Raw genomic sequence first — 20767 nt, 5'->3', positions numbered from 1 at the left:
TATAAGAAAATAGTCATTGAAAACCATATGAAAGCCTTTTACAATAGATTGTGTCGAATGGATAGGGATTTATGTCATAATATATTACGCAAATTCGACAAAGATGAATCTTTGTGGAGGCGTATGCGATGCGTGCCCTATTGAAACCCGTTCTTCTCCTGCTCGATTCCTTGAAGTATGCTTACAAATTCGCTTTGATCGGCATCCTCGTCCTGATTCCGCTGGCCGTGACTTTGCAGTACCTTATCGTCGAATTGAACGAAGGCCATGAATTCGCCTACGACGAACAAACCGGCACTCAGTACAACGCCGGACTTCAGCAAGTGCTCCTCTCGATCGACGAACACCGCAAGCTAACGCTGTCCGGGAACGCCGCGGCAACCGGAAGCACCGCATCCGATTCCGTTAATCGGCAAATCGCCGCGATGGACGCGATCGACGGCCGACTAGGCGAACGGCTGGAAGCTTCCGAGCAGTGGAAGGCCCTCAAAGCCGACTGGGTCGCGTTAGCCGCCGATAAGAATCAGTCTCCCGAACAGCTTTCGCAAAGCTATTCCGCACTGTTAACCAAGGGGATCGCGCTGATCTCGCATGTCGGCGATACGTCCAAGCTGATCCTGGATCCCGATCTTGATTCCTATTACTTAATGGACGCCACGCTCCTAAAACTCCCTTTGCTGATTAGACAACTGGGCGAATTGCGCGATCAAGGGTTAAGCTGGGCGGACAAACCTGCTTTGAATCGCGAAGAAACGACGGCCTTGATCGAACAAGCCGCATACATTCGCGCGGCCGCGAACAGCATCGAAGCCGGGTACGGCGTCATCGCCCAGCAAAACCCGTCTCTCGAACCGATTTTAGAGCAGCCTACGCAGCGATTTCTGACTTCGCTCGAACGCTACTTATCCGTCGTTAACGACAGTTATCTAGCAGAAGGCGGCGTCCGCGCAGACGTCTCGGCGTTCACCGCCGCAGCCGAGGAAGCTACCGCCTCTACGAATGCTTTATATATCGCCGACGCGGAGCAATTAAGCCGACTTATCGACATCCGCCAAGACCATTACGCGGACGTACGAACATTCATCATTACGTTCGTATGCATCCTTTCGGCGGTCGTGTGCTATTTCTTCATCGGATTCTATTACTCGATCAGGGAAGCGATTCGTTCCTTGCTGCGATCCGCCTCCGAAGTCGCCCAAGGCCGCCTTACGACGAGAATGCATGTCCGAACCCGCGACGAAATGAATATGACGGCGGGTTCCTTTAACGATATGGTCGCTTCCGTCCAAAGCCTGATCGCCTCAGGCAAACGGAGCGCCGAACAAGTCGCGAATACGTCCGCGCAGTTGGCGGACATCGCCTCTCACTCTACGCTAGCGAACGACGCGCTGGACGTCTCGATTAAAGAGACCGCCAGCGGTACCGAAGCGCAACTGCAAGGCACCGAAGATACCGCTCGGGCCATGAGCGAGATCACGCAAGGCATCGAGCGTATCGCGGATACGACGGGCATCGTCATGCAGGAATCTTTAAACTCCGCATCCCAAGCCGAAGACGGCAAGCTTGCATTGGACCGGGTCACGGAACAGATGGGCGTCATCGTGCAAACCGTAGACGACACCGCCCAAGCGGTTCATCAAATGAACGAAGTCGCCGCAAGCGCCGGCGAAGCCGTAGCGCTCATCAAGGCGATCGCCTCCAAGAGCAATATTCTCGCGCTGAACGCCTCCATAGAAGCCGTCAGGGCCGGAGAACACGGCCGCGGATTTTCGGTCGTCGCGGGCGAAACCCGCAAGTTGGCGGAGATGTCCGACAAGCACGCGAACGACATCGCCGAACTCATCGAGCGGATTCAAGCCATCAACGATCGTTCCATGCAGTCGATGAGCCATGTCCAGCAGGAAGTCAGATTAGGAAGCCGGTCGGTTCAAGAAGCAGCGCATACGTTCGAGCTTATCGTGTCTTCGACGAATGCCATAGCGCGGCAGATCGAAGAAGTTTCCGCCGCCTCCGAACAAATGTCCGCTTCGACCGAACAAATATCCGCCACGATCCATCAAATCGCCACGATCGCTCGGAACTCATCCGATCAGGTCGGTCATATGAACGCCATGTCTTCCCGGAACTCCGCTTCGATGCAGGAGCTTTCGACGCAAGCGGCTTCGCTCCGCGAGCTTTCCCGCACGCTTCAATCGGAGATGGATCAATTCAGCGCATGACGAATACAGGCGACTACCCGTTAGAACGGAGTAGTCGCCTGTTCTTGTTGCCCGTCCGCTTAATCGTAGAACCCCTGCTCCGCCGCATAACGGCCCCAATGCGGAGTACGGCCGTCCACATCGACGATTCCGTACTCGTCGGACAACCCCCAAGACGTGAATATCTTGCCCGACTTGCTCATCAAGTCAGGATCCGCAGCCAGCGCCGCAATGCCCTTCGCGACGAAGAAAGGCGTCTCCGATTGGAGAAAATGTGGTTCCTGCACCCCGGCGTCTCTCCAGTTGTCTTCCGTCACCTTAAAGTAATCCAGCATCTCTTCCGACCGCAGGAACCCAGGCGTCACCGCCACAGCGGCTACGCCGTGCGGACGAAGCTCCGCCGCTTGCGCCTCGGCCAGGTGGATGACCGATATTTTCGCCAGGCTGTAGGGAAGGTTGCCTCTATAGCGATAATCGAAGCCGTCGGTAACTTCAATAATCAGTCCGCGTTGTCTGGCCGCTAGCAACGGAGCCGCATAGTAACTCGTGATCATATGCGAATGAACCGCCCGTTGCTGCATGAGAAGCGCCTTATCCAGAGAGCCTTCCCAGAACGGCGTCCCCCACTCCGTCAGCTTCTCCCCGCCCCATACGTCGTTAACCAAGATGTCCAGCCGCCCGCCCTGCTCCTCGCGAACGCGGGCGAACAGCGCCTCCACCTGCTCCGGCACCGTATGGTCGACCTGCACCGCGATGCCTTGGCCGCCTTGGGCGATTACAAGCTCCGCCGTCTCCTGGATCGTCTCCTTCCTCCCGATATCGGAAGGACTCCCCTTCACGCTGCGACCCGTTCCGTACACGGTCGCCCCCGCCGCTCCCAACATGGTCGCGATCGCGCGCCCCGCGCCTCTCGTCGCCCCCGCGACGACGGCGACTTGTCCCTGCAATGGCTTCTCCATCGATATCCCTCCGCTTGTCGAATATTCGTTGCATCTCCAGTATAATTTGCATATATGACAACGATTGTCTTATTCCAAGATTACGATATCTAAAGATACGAAAGGAGAAGGTGACGATGCGCGCGGATCGATTGTTGACCTTGCTAAGACTGTTGCACGCGAACGGCAGGATGTCGTCCAAATCGCTCGCGGAACGGCTGGAGGTGTCGGAGCGGACGATTCACCGGGATATGGAGGCGCTGAGCGCCGCCGGCATTCCGGTTTATGCGCAGCGCGGGCATCTCGGCGGCTGGTCGCTGCCCGAAGGCTATCGCAATCGGCTGACCGGAATGACCGCGGCCGAGATCAGCGCCTTGCTGCTGCTGCAGACGTCTGGCATCGTGAAGGATCTCGGACTGGAGGAAAGCGCATCGTCCGCGATCGGCAAGCTCCGATCCGCGCTGCCTCCTGCCGCGCATCAGGATGCGGAATTCGCCCGTCAGCGCATCCATATCGACGGCGCCGGCTGGCGAGACTCCCTCGCTTCCGGAGAAGCCGCGACCGCAGGCCGATCTATGCTCTCGATCGCGCAAGAGGCCGTATGGGCGGAACGGAAGCTTCTCATCCGTTATGCCGGAGCTGCCGAGGCACGGCTAGTCTGCCCGCTCGGCCTGGTCGCCAAGGCGCAAGTCTGGTACGTCATGACGCTGTCCGGGACGGACGGCGGCGAACCGCGCACGTTCCGAATATCGCGAATCGACGAAGCGCGCATCACGGGCGAGACGTTCGAGCGGCCCGCGGACTTCGACCTTGCGGCGAGCTGGACGGCGTCCGTCCGCCGCTTCCAATCGAACTTGCCGCGCTACGAAGCCGTCGTGCGCATCGCAGCCGATCGCTTCGAGGCGTTCCGCCGCGAGCGCTTCGTCTCCGTTCGCGAGCATCAACCCGATACCGCCGACGGACGGATCCGAGCCGCGATCACGTTCGACACGCTGGAGTCGGCTTGCGCGATCCTGCTCGGCTACGGCCGCCATGCCGAAGCGTTGGCACCCGACGAGCTTCGCGCCGCAGTCGCGGCCGAAGCCGCTGCGATCGCCTCGTTCTATCGCGATTGATCGTCCGCAACCGTCAAGCGGCACGTACGATATCCGTACCGCTTGACGGGTTAATTGTACTACTGCAATAATACAATTAAGCAAGAAGGAGAGGACGAGGATACGTGCTTCATTTTTACGATTTGAAGCTGAACAACCGAGATCCCGTGTATCAACAAGCTGCTCTTTACGTGAAGAAGCTAATCTTGGTGGGCAAAGCCGTATCCGGCGATAAGCTGCCGTCCCGGCGAGAGGTCGCTTCCCAGCTCAACATAAACCCGAATACGGTGCAAAAGGCGTTTAAGCTCATGGAAGACGAAGGCTTCGTCCGTACGAGCAGCACGTCCGGAAGCGCCGTCTACGTAGACGATGAAATGTTCCGTCGAATCGAAGCCGAACTAACGCGCGAGCTCGTGAAGTCGTTCGTCGACTCGGCCAAAGAAATCCAGTTGCCGTTCAAGAAAGTAATCGAGCTCATCAGCGAGCACTGGGACTAATCGCATTCTCGCGGGCCGTTCGGCGCTGTACGATTCCCATCATACAAAGAGGTGGTCTCCATGAAAGGCCTATACCGTCTGATCAACGTTGAATTCGGAATGTGGCTGAGGTTCCTTGCGGCGCTATGCGCCTCGACCATCGTCCTTCCGCTTCTCATCCTTAACGCAGCGGCGGAAGATTATGCTTTCTACGCTTCGCATGCCAGGTTTGAACATTTATATTCGTCGTCCGGCTGCTCTCTTCTCTTTCTCGGCTTGCTGCTGCTCTTGTGCCTCTATTTTCTGAAATCCGTCTACGCCGGCTATTGGGGGAGCAAGAGCGTCTATACGTACTTGTCGCTGCCCGTCGCAAGAGAGTCGCTTTACTTCGCCAAGCTGATCGTCTTTATGATCGGTTGCCTGCTGCTCTTCGCCGCGCAACTCGTCAGCATTCGTCTCGGGTATTCTCTCGCGATGAACAAAGCCGAGACGTATATGGAAGGTCGGTACGTCATGAATAACGGCCTGTTTCTCGCTTTCGCGCGATCGGAGTTCCTCCGCGTGTTGCTGCCGATGACGTTCACCCGGATCCTTTCTTCGCTCGGGATGCTCCTCGTCATCGTAACCGGCGTCTATTACGGCGCGTTATGCGAACGAAGCAGGACTTATATCGGGTTCGTTCCGATCGCCGTAGCCGGATGGATGCTGTACCGAACGCTCGCCTACCGATTGAATGAGCCGATCCATTCCGCAACGTCGACGAACCTTTATCCGAGCAGCCTCCTCTTCTTCGCTCTAAGCTGTTTGTTCGTCTGGCACGGCGTTCGGCTGATGAAGAGAGGATCGATCGCCTAAGAAAGGGGACCCGCAATGACTTATTGGAGAAAACATGCCGCCATTCCCGTTCTGATCGCGGCGATCGTCCTCATCGGCGCGATGGCTTATCAATTCTATCGCATGAAGGACGATGGCATGTTCGTGCTGAAAGACTTGAGCGGCGATCGCAAAACCCTCGATGACGTCGTCATCAGCGGACAGCTCGGCGACGGATTCCACCGGACTTCTTGGCGCCTGGACGAAGGACGTATCGATACGAACACGGAGTTGTTCAAGCAGCCGATCTGGCCGGATACGTATCGCTACATCCCCGGCGGGAACAAGCGAATCGGCAACACGGAATTCCGCGTAGGCGGAAATCGCGAATTCAACATCATGTCTTATGAACGTCCGCCGGACAAGAACGATTTAATGCCCATCCGCACGGCGTACGTTACCCCTTCTATCCGTTACGGCAAATCCAGTAACGGCAATGCCGTCACTTATGCCAATCCGCTCGAATACGGCATCGCCAGGATCGGCGGCAAAGTGTATTTCACGGTGCCGGCCGCGTACGATTCAACGGGCACGAGCGGCATTTACGAATTGAGCTTTGTGGACTGGGGAATCAGTCTGGTCGTAGACAAACAGGATTACCCCGCCCGAACGGTCGTCGAGGTCCCCCTCGAAACGAACGTCTCGGGCCAATCGGCGGGCATCGACGTACTCGGTTTGGAAGCCGTCGGGAATAAACTCGTCCTGATCAGCGTGGAAAACCACGCTTTAAAGCTGCGAAGCTACGACGGCGCTAGCGGGGAGCTATTCGGGGAAGCGACGGTTCCGAACTTTTATTTGCCGGGCCGTCCGGGAACGCCAAGCGGAGCGAATACCTATCAGGAATCCTATGAAGCCTTCGTTGACGAGGGGCGTTCGGCTCTGAATCTGAGCTTCATGGGAAGCTCGATCGATCACCGCTTTTTCCTCAACTTCGACTTATCGACAGGCGTCAAATTAATCGATACCGTTACCGTGGCGTTCGACGACGGCGATTTCGATCCGTACCGCGGCTTCTACAAGGCGAGCTACAAGAACGGCAGGTTCTACATCCTCCGGGCGTTCCGGGACGCGCGCATGATCGATAACGAACCCTATTACGATCTTGCCCTCCCGCAGCATTGTTACTTGTACGTCTACGAGCGCTCCGAACTCGTTTATAAAGGAGAACTCGCGACCGACATGAACGACGATAACGTCGAGATGCTCAGCGTACTCCCTTCGGCTAACTTTAGTTACGATCAGATGGATTACCGGTTTTTCTCGAAGATTACGATCGAATAAAGAAGTAGAACGGAGGGCGTATCGTCCGTGATCGAATTAAAGTACGTGGATAAGCGATATCCCGTCAGCAACGCGTTGATGTACGTGAAAGACATTACGATTAATAAAGGCGAAATCGTAGGTATTCTCGGAGAGAACGGCAGCGGAAAAACGACGCTTCTCAAAGCGATCATGGGGATCGGAGAGGTTCGCGAAGGGGAAATTCGGATCGACGGGAAACCCGCCGCGACGCAATATTCGCGGATGGCGTTCATGACCGAGGAAGGCGGTTTCCTTCCGAACATGACGCCTCTGAAGTACGCCGCGTTCCTGGCGGAGTTCTTCCCCCGCTTCGATCTCTCGTATTACGGCGAATTGCTGAGCGCCTACGAGCTGCCGGCGAACCGGAAGATCAGAACGTTCTCCAAGGGGCAGAAGATGAAGCTGGAGCTTTGCGCCGGCCTTGCCAAGAAAGCGGACTATCTCATCATGGATGAGCCGTTCGTCGGCAAAGACATCTTCACCAGGCACGACTCCATCAAGCGGATCATCGAAGGATTGACGGGAGACGAAACGGTGCTCATCACGACGCACTTGATCGACGAAATCGAGAACGTGATCGACCGCGCGATCATCATTCATAAAGGGCTCGTCCGGGCCGATGTCTATATGGATGAGATCCGGGAGCAAGGTCTAGGCTTAGCCGACGTTATGCTCGAAGCGAGGACAACATCGACGGCCGGTCCCGCTCGCCGGATCCAATGGCCGAACTGAGGTGCCCGAGCGCCGAGTTCTCTAAATCCGCCATCTCGAAGTCCCGGCGGAGATCAGAGATTGGAAGTACCCGATGAACTGCTCCGAAGGCATCGGACGACCCGTATAGTAACCTTGAATCCGATCGCAGCCGAGCTGCTGCAGACGGATGAGCTGGGCCTCGGTCTCGACCCCCTCCGCGGTAACCGCCAGGCCGAGGCCGTGCGACATCTCGATGATTCCCCTGACGATCGCTTCGTCGGAACCGTTATCGGTCATATGGAAGATGAACGAAGGATCGATCTTCAGAACATGGAGCGGCAGCCTCTTCAGCAGCACGAGCGACGATTGACCGATGCCGAAATCGTCGATCGCGATGCGTACGCCGATATCGACAAGCTCATTCAATACTTGGATGGTATGTTCCATGTTCAAGACCGCCATATGCTCGGTGATTTCCAAGCATAAGTTTCGCGGCTGAATGCCGGTATTCCGCAGCACCTGCCTGACCAATTCCGGAAAATCGCCTTGCTGAAACTGCTGCGAGGAAATGTTGACCGAGACGACGGGAGAATCCATGCCTTCCGCGATCCATTGCTTGCAGGCCTTGCAGGCTTTGTCGAGCACCCACTCCCCGATCGGAATAATAAGCCCGGTCTCTTCCGCGAGCGGAATGAATTCGCCCGGCTGCACGAATTTGCCGCTTGGCAACTGCCAGCGAATGAGCGCTTCCGCGCCGTAGATCTCGCCCGTTGCCAACGAGATTTGCGGTTGATAATGCAGCACGAACTCGCCGCGCTCGAGGGCAAGGCGCAATCCGCTTTCCATGTTCACCCGCTCTACCTGTTGTACGCCGAGGTTTTCCGTGTAATAGCCGAGACGGTTGCCGCCGCTACGCTTGGACTGATACATCGCGAGGTCGGCGAACTTAATCAACGTCTCGGAGTCCGCCCCGTGGGAAGGATACAAGCTCGCGCCGATACTCGCCGACAAGTAGAACTTCGTGCCTTCGAGCACGACCGGCTCGGACAGCTTGAGCAACACGCGATCCGCGACCTCCGAGAGTTCGTCTTCGCTCTCGATCGACGGGAACATGACGATGAACTCGTCGCCGCCAAGCCTCGCGATCGTATTCTCGTCCCCGACGCATGCCTTGAGCATCTCCGCGACCCGAACGAGCAGCATATCTCCCACTTGATGGCCGAGCGTATCGTTTACGATTTTGAATCGGTCCAGATCGATCAGGAATATCGCCATCTTCCCGCCGTCTTGCTCGCGATCGGCCATCGCCTTGCGCAGCCGCTCTTGGAACAAGAGGCGATTCGGAAGACCCGTAAGCGCGTCGTAATACGCCATATGGATGATGCGCGCCTCATTCGACTTTTTCTCCGTAATATCCGTGAGCGAGCCGATAATGCGGACGGCGCCGGTCGACGTATCGCGAATGCAATCCCCGGCCAGATACACCCAGATCTGATGTCCGTTCGATCCGACGACCCGGAATTCGCACTGGATCGGCGCATGGTTCGTAATCGTCTTGCGGAACGCCTCCCGCACCGCCGACTGATCCTCGGGATGAATATGCGCCAGGAACGATCTCGGCGCTTCCGTCACCGACACGGACGCGGAACGCAGCATCGTACGCGCCCTGACGTTCCATTCGATCTTGTTCGTCGACAGATTCCAGTCCCATATCCCGTCATTCGTCGTCCGGGCCACGAGCTCCAGCTTCTCCGCGAAAGACCGGATCTGCTGGACGAGCATATCCCGTTCCATTGCGACCGCCAAGATCGAGAAGCTGTGCCTGGCGATATCGTTCGCGACGAAGTTGTTCAGCGGATCGGCGGGGGGTGCACAGCGCGATATAACCCCAATCCTGCAATTCGGACATGACCGGATGAACGACGATCATATCTTCGCCGCCGGGCTGCGCGCTCGGGGGCAAATATCGAAGCGGCGGAAATTCCTCCAGCCGGTACGTCTCGCCGACCGGCGGCACGACGTCTCCGCGCCTGCTGAACGTCTGTTTGACGACAAGCCGCCTTACGCCGCGCTTGTCCGTCTCCCATAACGTCAGACAACCCCAATGGGACAAGTTCCAGAATAAGCTTTCGATGTGGATTTTCTCTTCCTGGGTCGCCTTGATCAGAGCGTGCGTCATCTTGTAATTGTTCGTCGTAATCCGATGAAGCGACGTGCGGAGCTGGGAAAGGCTTTGCGCGATATTCGCGATCTCTTCGGGACCCGTCGCGAAAGCAGGATTCACGCATCCGCAAGATGCGCGGGGAATGAACCGGGCGGGCACGTAAGTTAAATTGTTCTCGAACGATCGGCCCTCGAGCAGATCGAACACCCGCTCGACCGCCTGCTTCGCAACCTCGTTGAACGACTGGTACACCGTCGTCAGCGACGGATAATTCGTAGACGATTGCGGAATGTCGTCGAACCCGATAACCGCGACGTCGCCCGGAACGTCATAACCCCGCTCGCGCAGCGCGTTGATCGCGCCGATCGCATTCAAATCGGTGCCTCCTACGATCGCCGAGAAGCCTAGCGCGCCGTTGCCGGAGAGCAGCGCCTCCGTCCCTTGCGCTCCGCTTTCGAGAAGATTGTCGGCAGCGTTGAATACGAGACTTTCGTCGAACGTCAGCCCGCGTTCCGACAACGCCGCGCGATAGCCCATATATCTCTCGTAGAGATCGTACTGACCCAGGTTGCCGATGAAAGCGATGCGCTCGTGTCCATGCGCGTCGATGAGATGCAGCACCGCTTGCCGCATGCTGTCGCGATTGCTCACGACGATGGAGTGCATTTGTTTCGTTGGAGGCGGGAACCCCACCCCGACCACCGGCTTGCCGCTCTTGTCGAGCATCTCCTGGAAGTAGGCGCTGGCCGTCGGCAGCACGAGTATCCATGCATCTATGAGATTAAAAGCGACCGGGTCTTCGAGCCGGGCTATGCCCAACGTCTCGTCGGCAGACTGTATAGCGAACAGTCGCGAATGTTTCGAACGCACGTATTGGTGGATATCCGGAATGATTCTGCCGTAATATTCCCCATCCAGATGAGGCGCGATCAGACCGATACGATATTCGTTAGCCATATAAATCCCCGCCTTCTGCGATAGTCATATGTCCATGGTTGCCGCGCAAAGGAATTCAATCTTCTTCAGTGCGTTCGCATAACCTCTTTACTGACAATTTTCAACACGATTCGCTATAATTCCTCTATTTTCCCATCGAGACAACAAAAAATCGAGCCCTTCCCGGAAGCGGCCCGATCTGTTGTACCGTTATGCGGTTAACGATTTTTCATGCCCGGATGGAACATCTTCTCCTGGACCGGCGCGTTCTCCTTGGCGACAATCGCGATCGGGTCGATCTTCATGATCGCCGTCTTGCTTCCCAGGGAAGACCGATACTTCTCGACGTGACTGCTGGCGAGCGGCTGGTCGTAGAAACCGGGCACGTACTTGTCCAGCATGCTTTGCATCGCCTCGGTCGCTTCGGCGATATCGGTTACGAACGACGCGCGGCCGTCGATTACGACGCTCATATATGCCGTATCCGTGTGGGCGGGAATCGGCGAAGTTATCGTGCCGTAATATTCGCCGATCGTGAAGCAGACGTTGGCATTCGCGCGCAAGCATTGCGCCCGCCTCCCTTCCTCGGCCCCGTGCACATATATCGCGCCGTTCCACCAGGTGTAATTCATCGGCACGACATACGGCCGATTCCCTAAAGACATTCCCAGGAATCCGGTTTGCGCGCGCTTCAGAAAATACTCGATCTTGCTCATGTCCGTACATTCGCGCTTGGCCAGCCTAACGGTGAACATGGACAACTCTCCCCTCAATTCCAAGCTCTATTTGTGTTAGAATCAGTATACGAGAGCGTTGACCCCTTCAAAAGAGACAGAATTAATGTATTCATTGGGGTCAGAAGGAGCGCGGCATGATCACGTTAACCCCGACGCTGGACAAGACAAGCGGGCAACCGCTTTACCTTCAGCTGTATGCCTACATTCGCGACGAGATCGAAGCCGGCGCGATCCCGGCGGGCGACAAACTGCCCGCCATCCTTGCCCTGTCCGCGCACCTGAAGGTAAGCAAAAACACGGTCGAGACGGCCTATCAGCAACTCGTCGCCGAAGGCTACGCGGAAAGCCGCAGCCGGAGCGGACTATACGCGCTGCCGGTCGAAGAGCCTCCCCACGCTCCGCCGTCAGGCAAGCGGAAGCATCCGCAGGGAAGACGCGGAACGGCCGCTCCGCCATTTTCTCCATCGCCCGACGCCTCCGGTATCGCGTTCGATTTCCGATACGGAGACGTCGAGATGGAGCGGTTCCCCATGGGCGCTTGGAGACGATGCTTGCTCGAAGCGCTGAACGACTCGAATCAGCGCCGAGTGCTCGACTACGGGCATCCGCAAGGAGAAGAGGAGCTTCGCTCGGAAATCGCGGGCTACCTCTACCAATCGCGCGGAATCCCGTGCACGGCGAGCCAAATCGTCCTATGCGCGGGAACGCAGCACTCCGTTAGCATGATGTGCCAGTTGATCCCGCTTCGAGGAATGCGGGTAGCCTTGGAGGATCCGGGCTACAACGGGGTTAGAACATCCCTGTACGGCCACGGATGCGAGCTCGTTCACGTTCCGCTGGACGCGGACGGCATTCAAGTCGACCGCTTGTACGATACGGACGCGTCCGCCGTATACATCACGCCCTCTCACCAGTTCCCGCTCGGCATGGTCCTGCCGATTCAGAGACGGAACAAGCTGCTTCAGTGGGCGAACGAGCGGAACGGTCTGATCATCGAAGACGATTACGACAGCGAGTTCCGGTACGTCGGCCAGCCTATACCGGCTTTGAAGGCGATGGATCATAACGACCGCGTGATCTATATGGGCACGTTGTCGAAGTCGTTCCTCCCGGCCGCCAGACTCAGCTATATCGTATTACCGGAACCGATCGCCCGATCCGTGCGCGAGAAGCTGGTTTTGTACAGCCAGCCCGTCTCTCCGCTGATCCAGCAAGCGATGCTGCGCTTCATGAGGGAAGGGTTCTTCGGGCGGCACGTTCGGAAGATGAGGCGGCTGTATCAGTTGAAGCATCGCGCGTTGCTTGCCGCCCTGCAGCGCCATATGGGCGCACGAATCGAGATCATCGGGCAGAAAGCGGGACTGCACTTGCTGATCGACGTCAAAGCGGGTATTCCGAGCGCCGGACTGATCGATCTGGCTTCGAAGGTCGGCATCCGCGTCTATTCGCCGGCGGTTCAGTGGTCTACGCCCTCGCAATGCCCTCCGTCGTACATCATGCTCGGCTTCGGCGGGTTGAACGAGTATACGATCGACGAAGCGGTTGGCAGATTGGCAGGAGCATGGTTCAAGGATTATGATGAAGTTAACTAAAAAACGATCTGTGAGGGAGTGGCGTAAGGATGAGAATTTTGGTCGTAGGCGCAGGGGCCGTCGGAGGATATATCGCGGCGAGAATGATCGAGGATGGATTGGACGTCACGCTGCTCGTACGCGAAGCCAGGAAAGCGCAGCTTCTCTCCGGCGGTCTAGTCGTCCGTAGCCCGAAGGGCGATTACGCGGGGCAACCGCAGCTAATCGTCGCCGGCGATGAGAGCAACCCGTTCGATCTTGTCGTTATCGCGTGCAAAGCTTACGGGCTTCAGGGCGTGTTGGCGCAAATAAAACCGTACATCCATGCGCGCACGGCGTTGCTTCCATTCCTCAACGGTTATAAGCACATGCTCGACATCGCAGCGGCTTACCCGGGACAACCGTTGCTGGGCGGGGTCGCGAAAATCGAATCGACGCTGGACGCTAACGGAGCGATCGTCCATATGAGTCCTTATTACTCTTTCGTATACGGCCCGTTCGCCGATCTCCAGGGCGAGCTGTATGGACAGATCCACCAAACGTTGTCCGCCGCCCGCGTCCTGACCGAAAGCCCGGACATCCGCCGCTCGCTATGGGAGAAATATTCGTTCATCAGCGGCTTGTCCGGTCTGACGACGTTGTTCCAAGCGCCGGTAGGCGACATACGCGACGCCGGCGAAGGCATCGAATGGTTCAGGCGCATTTTCGACGAAATCGCCAGAATTATCAGAGCGGCAGGAGGAACGATTCCCGAGAATATGGCCGAGCTTAACTTGAAAGCCGTGGAAGGCATGTCGGCCGGCAGCACGTCGTCCATGCTCCGGGATCTGCTGAGCGGGCAACCCACCGAGGGCTCGCACATTCACGGCTACTTGCTCGAGCTCGCCCGCGAGCATCGAATCTCGGCGCCTCTGCTCGAGGTTGTCTATCAACGCTTAGCCGTCTACGAGAATAAGCGGGGTTGAAGCGCGGACTTCTTATTTGGCGATCGGCAGCTTGATGAGCGCTTCCGTGCCGACGTTGAGTTTGCTCTCATAGTGGATCGTTCCGTTCATGTTGCGGATAATTTGCCAGGCTACCGTCGTACCCAGACCCGTACCCTTGTCTTTCGTGGAATAGAACAGCGTTCCGAGCCGGTCGAGATGCTCCTTGCTCATCCCTCGGCCGGTATCGGATATTTTCATGTACGCCCATTCCTCGTCGTTCGTAAGCTGAACCGTCACTTTGCCTCCCGAAGGCGTTGCTTCGATCGCGTTCTTCGTTACGTTCATGAGCGCCTGTTGGAGCTGATTGCGGTCTCCGGAGACGTACGGGTTCACGGATAACCGGCTTTCGAGCTGTACTCCCTGGATGATGGACAACGGCTCGAGCAGCATGACGATGTTCTCGATCACCGCCGCTACCTGAATGCGTTCGCTCGTAATGAGATGAGGCTTCGCATAGCTCAAATATTCGTTCAATATCGTCTCCGCCCGCGCAAGCTCGCTCAAGATAAGCGGGATATAAGCCGCCGACGGTCCGGACTCCCTCTGCTTGATCAACTGCAAGAAGCCTTTGACGACCGTTAGCGGGTTTCGGATTTCATGGGCGATCGACGCCGCGATTTCCCCTAAGGCGTTCAACTTCTCCGAGCGGGCGATTTCCAGCTTCATTCTCCTTCGTTGAATCATCCCCTCGTTCAGCATGTAAATGACGAAGAACACCATCGCATAGATCAGCGGCGTGACGATCATATTCCGAAATTCTCCGGTAACGTACGGCCCCGTATAAACCTCCATATACCGATAAGCGGCGAGCGTTAACAACTTCACGGTTCCGACCCAGAACGCGATCGCTACGATGACTTGAATGCGCCGCATATTATCCGGCCCGCGACGGTTCAGGAAACTTAAGAGCAGAGGCAGGGCGATCGCGATCGTGGTGCTCGCCATGTCGAAGGGCAAAGCGTCTCCCCCTTGATACGCCCGCGTAGCCGCAATCGCCGCCCATACGAAGCTCCCCGCGTAAGGCCCCCCGTATACGCACGCCACGATAAAAGGCATAAATCGCAAATCCCAATGCAATCCGTACACCGTATAAGGATTAAGGACGCACATCGCAGCCGCGATGCCGTTCAGACCGCCAATGAAATACGGCGATGCTCCTAATGCATGCTTATCAAAGATGAGACTGGCGATAATAGTCGGCGCGAGAACGATGAAAACGTGGAACAGGAGCGTTTCTATCGACATGTTCATCCCCCGGACATAGAGTCATGCGATTATAGAACATATACGACATCAACTCTTATTCCCCTCTATTATTCGGGAATTATTTACAAATTATCGCCTATTTGTGTTCGGTTTCATAACATAATAGATTAATTTCAAGATAAATGTTCTCCATTTGAGATATTTGTGTTATATTATATAACATCAATAAACGGGATGGAGGCGTTCGTTATGATTACGATTAGACGGTATTCCACGGTTGACCACGATCATGTCTGGCGGGTTCATCTGCTTGTCATTTCCGAAGCCGGCGTCGAGCCGACCCACCAGCATTACCACGATATTTTCCACATAGAGGAGCAATATTTGCAGAGCGGCGGCGATTTTCTCGTCGGGACCGGAGCGCGGGGGCAAGTGATCGCAATGGGCGGCGTAAAAAGATTGGATGACGAAAGAGCGGAAATTAAGCGGTTGCGCATCCATCCGGAGCATCAGCGGAAAGGCTATGGCCGACTGATGCTGGACAGGCTCGAAGAACGGGCCAAGGAGCTGGGCTTCAGCCGTATCACCCTCGATGCGTTGCACAATCAGCACGGGGCGCACGCTTTGTTCAAGAGCAACGGATACGAAGAGATCGGTCCGGCCGTCGTCGACGGCTTTAACGTCATCCTGTTCGAGAAATCGTTGATGTAACGAATAAAGTCCGCCATGCCGTTGTTCGCATGGCGGACTTGTTTGTTGGCTTGGCAATCAACTGCATCAGGTACAGTTAATTAGCCCAGAGGCCTCGTTTTCAGCACAATAACTGCACCGAATACTTCTCAAGATCGCTGAATTAGCCGAATCCCACACTTTCGATCGATTAACTGCATTTCGTGCAGGCTATGAGCTAGAACCTCGCATACCTGCAGGAATAACTGTACTTCGTGCAGGCTAGGATGCATGGATCGTCACTCAGGGATCTAGGCCTAAGTCATCGATTAGCACGCTGCCCGGGCCGCCGGCGAAGCCGAATGCCAGCTCCTCCCACTCGGACGGCGTAAAGTCGGGGTCTTCGTCCTCGAATGCGCCGAGCGGCAGCTCGACCGTCTGATAGACCGCTTCCCATTCGCCCGCGAACTTACCGTCCGATATGGCGGATTCTCCCCCAGGGAGCCAAGTAAAATCCGTCTTCGGCGCGGGAAGCACGTCCGCGAAGCGGGACAACGGCAAGGTTACGGCAACGCCGGAGCGATCCTTCACCTGTACCGTAATCGTGCCATTCGATGCTGAATCTTCTACTCTTGCGATGGAGAACACTAGCTTCGACTCGGCATCCAGCGTTTGACCGAAGGAAGCAGCTCGCACGGAATAGACCCCTTGTTCATCCCATTTCAGCAACAAGCCGCGATCGCCCGTGTTCTGAAGCTGACGGTTCTGCGCCTCGATATGACGCCAATCGGTCAAGCCGATCGCCTCGGCCGTCGCTCGCGGCCCTGGATTGGCGCGATCATCTCCTTCGTACTCCGCCAGCGGTTGGAACCGACCGTCCTGATACTGGTTGTAGTACGCCGTACTCGGGAGAATCCGCAGCCCCGTCCGATAATCGCGGAACAACGAACGATATTGCTCCTCCTGATGGAAAACAGTCTCCATGAACGCCGATACATACGTCTTGGCGATCTGACGCTGCGCGCCGGGCTCAAGCTTGCCGGCGGGACGAATGAACAGCCTTCCCGGGAACGAGTTATCGAACTCGCCCCATGCCGTATTGAATTGACTATGGTTCGCCCCAGCGACATAGAGAGATGCTTTGAACGCGTCGGCGCCATCGGCGATATCGACTCGCGCATATTGGCGATCGCCGTTGAAATTAACGAGATCCGCGTCCCTCGCACCCTGAAGCGTCAAATAGGAGACGTCGCGCAAATTCGCTTGGCGGCCGTCGACGAACGTATCCGTCGGGGCTATGGCGACGACGCCTTCGATGCGGTAAGACGACGGACTAGGAAGCTCCGTATCGTCGGAAGAAAACCATTGCTCCCGGTCGGCCGCCATCGCGACGGCTTGGCCTCCTCTGGAGTGTCCGACCAGCGCGATTTGCCGAAAATCGATTTTGCCGTGCAGCCGGGAAGACGGATCAGCCGCGAACTGCTGCAGCTGGCCGATGTGCTTGAGCAGCATCCAGGCCCGCAGCTTCATGTCTTGGTCCGGAATGCCGCTCCAAGCCGAGAAGTTCAAGAAATTCTCGTCTACGGAAATCGCGATAATTCCCCGGCTAGCCAGTAGTTCGCCTAGATAACCGTATCCTGCGTCCGAGAACTGTTCCATTAAGTGATTGCCGTGTACCATCAGGACGATCGGAAACGGACCTTCTCCTTGCGGCATCCACACGCGCCCGTTGAGCGGCAGGCTGGATTCATCGAAGCCCCAGAACTTCGTGCGCAGCCATGTCCAGTCTCCGCCCTCGATATACGCGCTTGCATCGGCGTTCCGCGACAACTCGTCCGCGTCTTGGCCGAATTCGGAGCGGCGCTTATCCGCTCCGCTGCCGTACGTGAACGCGTCGACGAGATATTCGCCGAGCCCGGAAGGATCCTCCATGACCGTCGCCAGCGCTTGGACTTCTCCTCTGTCCGCATCGTCGCCCGCCGCTGTCCGGTCGAGCGCCCCGGCCGCCCACATCCCTATCCATAAGATAATGGCCGAGCCGCCGACGATCGCCGCGTTCCTGCGCGATCGAATCGCCGTATCCGCAAGCAATCCGGCGGCCGCCGCGATCAGCGTGAACGCCAACGCGTAAATAACCGAGCCGAGCCACGCAAAATCAGCGAAAAGCAAAATGAAGAAAAGAAGCGCGCCCGAATACAGCGCGCTGCCAGCCGCAAACCTAGGAACCCGCAGGCCCACTAGCGCGAGCAGCGCCGCGATGATCCACGCTGCGAGAGGCATCGCGATCGTATTCAAGGCGACTCCCGTCGCGACATCGAACGTCGTTCCGAAGCCGGTCGGCAAGCCGAGCGCGCACACGCCCGCCGCCAGGCTGGTGAACAGCCATAGCCCTGCGATCGCGGCTCTCGGACGACGAGTATCCAGCGTAAGCATGCCGGCAAGCCGCTGCCTGAACCATTGCCCGATCCGTCGCCTCCGAGGTTGAACGACAACCGAATTCTCGGCAGCCTGCATCGCCGACACCCCCTTGTAATCTATGAAACTCTCATCTTCCGATTATAGCTCCGCCGACGCGAGAAAACCCGCTCCAATGTCTTGAAGCGTTGGACAACCCTAACGTTCATTCCATCTCTTCCGGTTCGTACCTAGCTTTATCTTCCAGCCGGCGAAGCACGTCCGCGAGCTCCTGCGGCTGCAATAGCTCGATCGGCGACACGCCCTTATCGAATTGGAACATATCCCCTTCGATCAGCACGACATACCGGCCGTTCAGGCGCGCCACATGAATGCGATCGCCGTAATCGGCCATTTGCGCTTTGACCGTAATGTCGTCCAGCTTGAACTTAAGCTCCAGCTCGGGCTGAAGCTCCACGATCCGCGACGTCGCTTCCATGACGTGCTCATGCGTCCATTTTTCCTGCAGGTTGCGTTTCTCCGAAGCCGCCCACACGTCGAATTGCTGCTTCTCCTGAAGCAAGCCTTCCGGATGATTGTGCGCGTGCGGATACGGTTCGTCCGCCGGCACTTCCGCGAAAACCGTCTCCTCGATCGGAACCTGCCACTTCTCGGCCATATACTCTTGAACCATGCCCAGCACCTGGTCGTTCACGATTTGCGGCTTGGACTTTTCATAGGACACGTACTTCAAGAAATCCTCGAAATATCTGGCGTGGGATGCCTGGTGAATTTTGAGCTCCCACTCCTCGAGCATACCTTCCTCGGGCATGTGCGGATATTGGATGGACTTGATGTTACGCGCGTTGATCGCCATCTCCACGCGGGCAATCAAGCTTTTCTCGTCGGCGATCCGCGCGATCTTCGATTCGAAATCGCACTTCAGCAGGAACAAGAACGGCTCGTCGAACAGCTCGTTCAGCTTGGCGAGCGCCAGCACGAACGCGCCTCCGCGCACCGAATTCGTATCCATGTAGATCCGGAGCAGGTCGTCGCCGCCGCCCAGGAACGACTGCTTATCCGTCGCCGTCCGAAGCCGTTGGAACAGGTTGTAGTTCGGATTGCTCGTCAATTCGTGGCCCGGCTCCACGATAAACCGGCCGATCTTCGTCGGAACCTGCTCTGCGATCGGGTTAATTTCCGCCTTGCGCTTGGCGATCCGCTTGAACTCGCTGTCCAGGAAGTCCTTAAGCGCGCTGTCTTGGTATTCCTCGTGGGATAACGTCTGGTAATGCTTATATCGTTTGGGTGCGTCTTGGCTCTCGCCTTCCGTCTGGATCACGAAGAAAGATAAATATTGAATGGCGAATTTCATATGCGTCTCCCTATCGGCAAGTTGATCTCTCTATGCGAATATTAAGGATTTTGGACGAACGTTTCAAGATGGCCGGGCAAATATTATAGGACGAGCATGGACACAGTAACGATAATCGCTTGTGGGGAGGAGGGTGAGCTTCAGGTGAGCGATACCCATGAGTTCGTGGAAAAGCTTCAAGGCGATAGGCGGAAGATCGCGCGCAGCAAACGGGGCAACGGCGGAGAGAAAGCCGGCTCGAAGCTGCCGGGAAAGCAGCATAGCACCAATAAATAATGGACAAAACCGTCGGAGAGCATCTGCTCCCGACGGTTCTTATGCGGAAAACTTATTCGTTATTGAAGAAACGCGACATAGATCAGCACGACCGCCAAGATCGCCGCCACGTACAGCAACGTAAGACGGAGCCATTTGGAACCCGTCCTCTGCATGTAGCGCGGGTCCTCGACTTGGTTGCTTTTCGACTTGCCGACCATGAATGTTCCGACGAAGCCCGCGAGCATGACAACAACAACGACAATAAGCAAAACCGTTACGTCCATTAGCCGATACCACCCGTGTCTGTTAGTCGTTAAGCGAGAGCTTCATTACGTCGATCAGTTGGATTCTCTGGTTCGTCTTTTCTTGATAAAGCCAAGGCTCCTGGACGAGATCGATGAATAGCTTGCCATGAAGATGATCGACTTCGTGCTGAATGCAACGCGCCAGGAATCCCTCGCCTTCAAGCTCGATCGTCTCGCCCTGGCGGTTCAGGCTGCGTACCTTCACGCGCTGGGCGCGTTTCACGAAGCCGTAATAGCCCGGGAACGACAAGCATCCCTCCGCGCCCTCTTGTTCGCCGCTTGCCTCGATGATTTCCGGATTGATCAGCTCGATCAGTCCTTCTCCGCAATCCATGACGATCAATTGCCGGAGCATGCCCACTTGAGGTGCCGCCAATCCGGCGCGACCGTCCGTTGCGTATAACGTCTCCGCCATATCGTCGAGCAGCTTCGTTATTTTCGGCGTGATCTCATCGACCGGACGCGCCTTCTTGCGCAGGATGGATTCGCCGAACGGAAGAATGCCAAGCACTGACATGTTACGCTTACCCCTTTTTGCAATAGGTTTGACCTAATATAGCATGCGCGGGGAGCGAAAACAATCCGCTATTTG

General features: G+C 56.6%; 19 protein-coding genes. 10 read left to right on the top strand and 9 right to left on the bottom strand.

What is annotated here, in order from left to right:
* The first annotated feature begins 128 nt into the window (after positions 1-128).
* Entirely contained in the window at positions 129-2219 is a 2091-nt protein-coding gene (locus tag COHPA_RS0115550; protein WP_027087083.1) for a methyl-accepting chemotaxis protein, read from the top strand.
* A gap of 59 nt (positions 2220-2278) precedes the next feature.
* On the opposite strand, the gene COHPA_RS0115545 is transcribed toward COHPA_RS0115550, so the two are convergent.
* On the bottom strand, positions 2279-3157 hold the full coding sequence (locus COHPA_RS0115545; RefSeq protein ID WP_027087082.1) for an SDR family oxidoreductase: 879 nt from the start codon (positions 3155-3157) through the stop codon (positions 2279-2281).
* Positions 3158-3273: 116 nt separating this feature from the next.
* Here COHPA_RS0115545 and COHPA_RS0115540 point away from each other — a divergent pair, with 116 nt between their 5' ends.
* The 5 genes from COHPA_RS0115540 to COHPA_RS0115520 all read left to right on the top strand — a co-directional run bounded on the left by COHPA_RS0115540 (position 3274) and on the right by COHPA_RS0115520 (position 7613).
* Complete coding sequence (locus COHPA_RS0115540; protein ID WP_027087081.1) at positions 3274-4251, top strand: helix-turn-helix transcriptional regulator; 978 nt, start codon at positions 3274-3276, stop codon at positions 4249-4251.
* A gap of 104 nt (positions 4252-4355) precedes the next feature.
* Positions 4356-4727 (top strand): GntR family transcriptional regulator, encoded by a 372-nt coding sequence (locus COHPA_RS0115535; RefSeq protein WP_027087080.1) that lies wholly within the window; start codon positions 4356-4358, stop codon positions 4725-4727.
* A 60-nt stretch (positions 4728-4787) separates the two neighbouring features.
* Entirely contained in the window at positions 4788-5561 is a 774-nt protein-coding gene (locus COHPA_RS0115530) for a hypothetical protein (RefSeq protein ID WP_027087079.1), read from the top strand.
* A gap of 15 nt (positions 5562-5576) precedes the next feature.
* Positions 5577-6860 carry a hypothetical protein gene (locus COHPA_RS0115525; protein ID WP_027087078.1) on the top strand — a complete coding sequence of 428 codons (1284 nt, stop codon included), beginning with the start codon at positions 5577-5579 and terminating at the stop codon, positions 6858-6860.
* Between the two features lie 27 nt (positions 6861-6887).
* The gene (locus COHPA_RS0115520) at positions 6888-7613 is read left to right on the top strand and encodes an ABC transporter ATP-binding protein (protein WP_027087077.1); all 726 of its coding nucleotides are present in this window, start codon (positions 6888-6890) and stop codon (positions 7611-7613) included.
* A 21-nt stretch (positions 7614-7634) separates the two neighbouring features.
* Here COHPA_RS0115520 and COHPA_RS0115515 read toward each other — a convergent pair whose 3' ends face one another.
* The 3 genes from COHPA_RS0115515 to COHPA_RS0115505 form a co-directional block, all read right to left on the bottom strand.
* Entirely contained in the window at positions 7635-9368 is a 1734-nt protein-coding gene (locus COHPA_RS0115515; RefSeq protein WP_027087076.1) for a putative bifunctional diguanylate cyclase/phosphodiesterase, read from the bottom strand.
* A complete protein-coding gene (locus COHPA_RS0115510; RefSeq protein ID WP_027087075.1) occupies positions 9292-10695 on the bottom strand; it encodes a LacI family DNA-binding transcriptional regulator in 1404 nt (467 codons plus the stop codon). Before COHPA_RS0115510 ends, COHPA_RS0115515 begins: the two co-directional genes overlap by 77 nt.
* Positions 10696-10892: 197 nt before the next feature.
* Complete coding sequence (locus COHPA_RS0115505; protein ID WP_027087074.1) at positions 10893-11429, bottom strand: pyridoxamine 5'-phosphate oxidase family protein; 537 nt, start codon at positions 11427-11429, stop codon at positions 10893-10895.
* A gap of 116 nt (positions 11430-11545) precedes the next feature.
* On the opposite strand from COHPA_RS0115505, the gene pdxR reads away from it, so the two are divergent.
* Entirely contained in the window at positions 11546-13003 is a 1458-nt protein-coding gene (gene pdxR / locus COHPA_RS0115500; protein WP_027087073.1) for a MocR-like pyridoxine biosynthesis transcription factor PdxR, read from the top strand.
* Between the two features lie 29 nt (positions 13004-13032).
* A complete protein-coding gene (locus tag COHPA_RS0115495; protein ID WP_027087072.1) occupies positions 13033-13947 on the top strand; it encodes a ketopantoate reductase family protein in 915 nt (304 codons plus the stop codon).
* 12 nt (positions 13948-13959) lie between these two features.
* Here COHPA_RS0115495 and COHPA_RS0115490 read toward each other — a convergent pair whose 3' ends face one another.
* The gene (locus COHPA_RS0115490; protein WP_027087071.1) at positions 13960-15213 is read right to left on the bottom strand and encodes an ATP-binding protein; all 1254 of its coding nucleotides are present in this window, start codon (positions 15211-15213) and stop codon (positions 13960-13962) included.
* 210 nt (positions 15214-15423) lie between these two features.
* Here COHPA_RS0115490 and COHPA_RS0115485 point away from each other — a divergent pair, with 210 nt between their 5' ends.
* Entirely contained in the window at positions 15424-15885 is a 462-nt protein-coding gene (locus COHPA_RS0115485; protein WP_027087070.1) for a GNAT family N-acetyltransferase, read from the top strand.
* A 261-nt stretch (positions 15886-16146) separates the two neighbouring features.
* Here COHPA_RS0115485 and COHPA_RS0115480 read toward each other — a convergent pair whose 3' ends face one another.
* Both COHPA_RS0115480 and COHPA_RS0115475 read right to left on the bottom strand, forming a co-directional pair.
* Positions 16147-18357 carry an alpha/beta hydrolase gene (locus tag COHPA_RS0115480; protein ID WP_027087069.1) on the bottom strand — a complete coding sequence of 737 codons (2211 nt, stop codon included), beginning with the start codon at positions 18355-18357 and terminating at the stop codon, positions 16147-16149.
* A 106-nt stretch (positions 18358-18463) separates the two neighbouring features.
* Positions 18464-19612: a DUF3900 domain-containing protein gene (locus tag COHPA_RS0115475; protein ID WP_027087068.1), complete on the bottom strand. Its 1149-nt coding sequence runs from the start codon at positions 19610-19612 to the stop codon at positions 18464-18466.
* Between the two features lie 144 nt (positions 19613-19756).
* Between COHPA_RS0115475 and COHPA_RS25215 the strand changes: the two genes are divergently transcribed.
* A complete protein-coding gene (locus COHPA_RS25215) occupies positions 19757-19888 on the top strand; it encodes a DUF4023 family protein (protein WP_156926681.1) in 132 nt (43 codons plus the stop codon).
* A gap of 59 nt (positions 19889-19947) precedes the next feature.
* Here COHPA_RS25215 and COHPA_RS0115465 read toward each other — a convergent pair whose 3' ends face one another.
* Entirely contained in the window at positions 19948-20154 is a 207-nt protein-coding gene (locus tag COHPA_RS0115465) for a hypothetical protein (RefSeq protein ID WP_027087067.1), read from the bottom strand.
* A 22-nt stretch (positions 20155-20176) separates the two neighbouring features.
* Positions 20177-20692 carry a peptide deformylase gene (gene def, locus COHPA_RS0115460; protein ID WP_027087066.1) on the bottom strand — a complete coding sequence of 172 codons (516 nt, stop codon included), beginning with the start codon at positions 20690-20692 and terminating at the stop codon, positions 20177-20179.
* Positions 20693-20767 lie beyond the last annotated feature (75 nt).

It is taken from the genome of Cohnella panacarvi Gsoil 349, assembly GCF_000515335.1.
Taxonomy (GTDB): Bacteria; Bacillota; Bacilli; order Paenibacillales; family Paenibacillaceae; genus Cohnella; species Cohnella panacarvi.
This window is presented reverse-complemented; position numbering and strand designations above follow the sequence as displayed.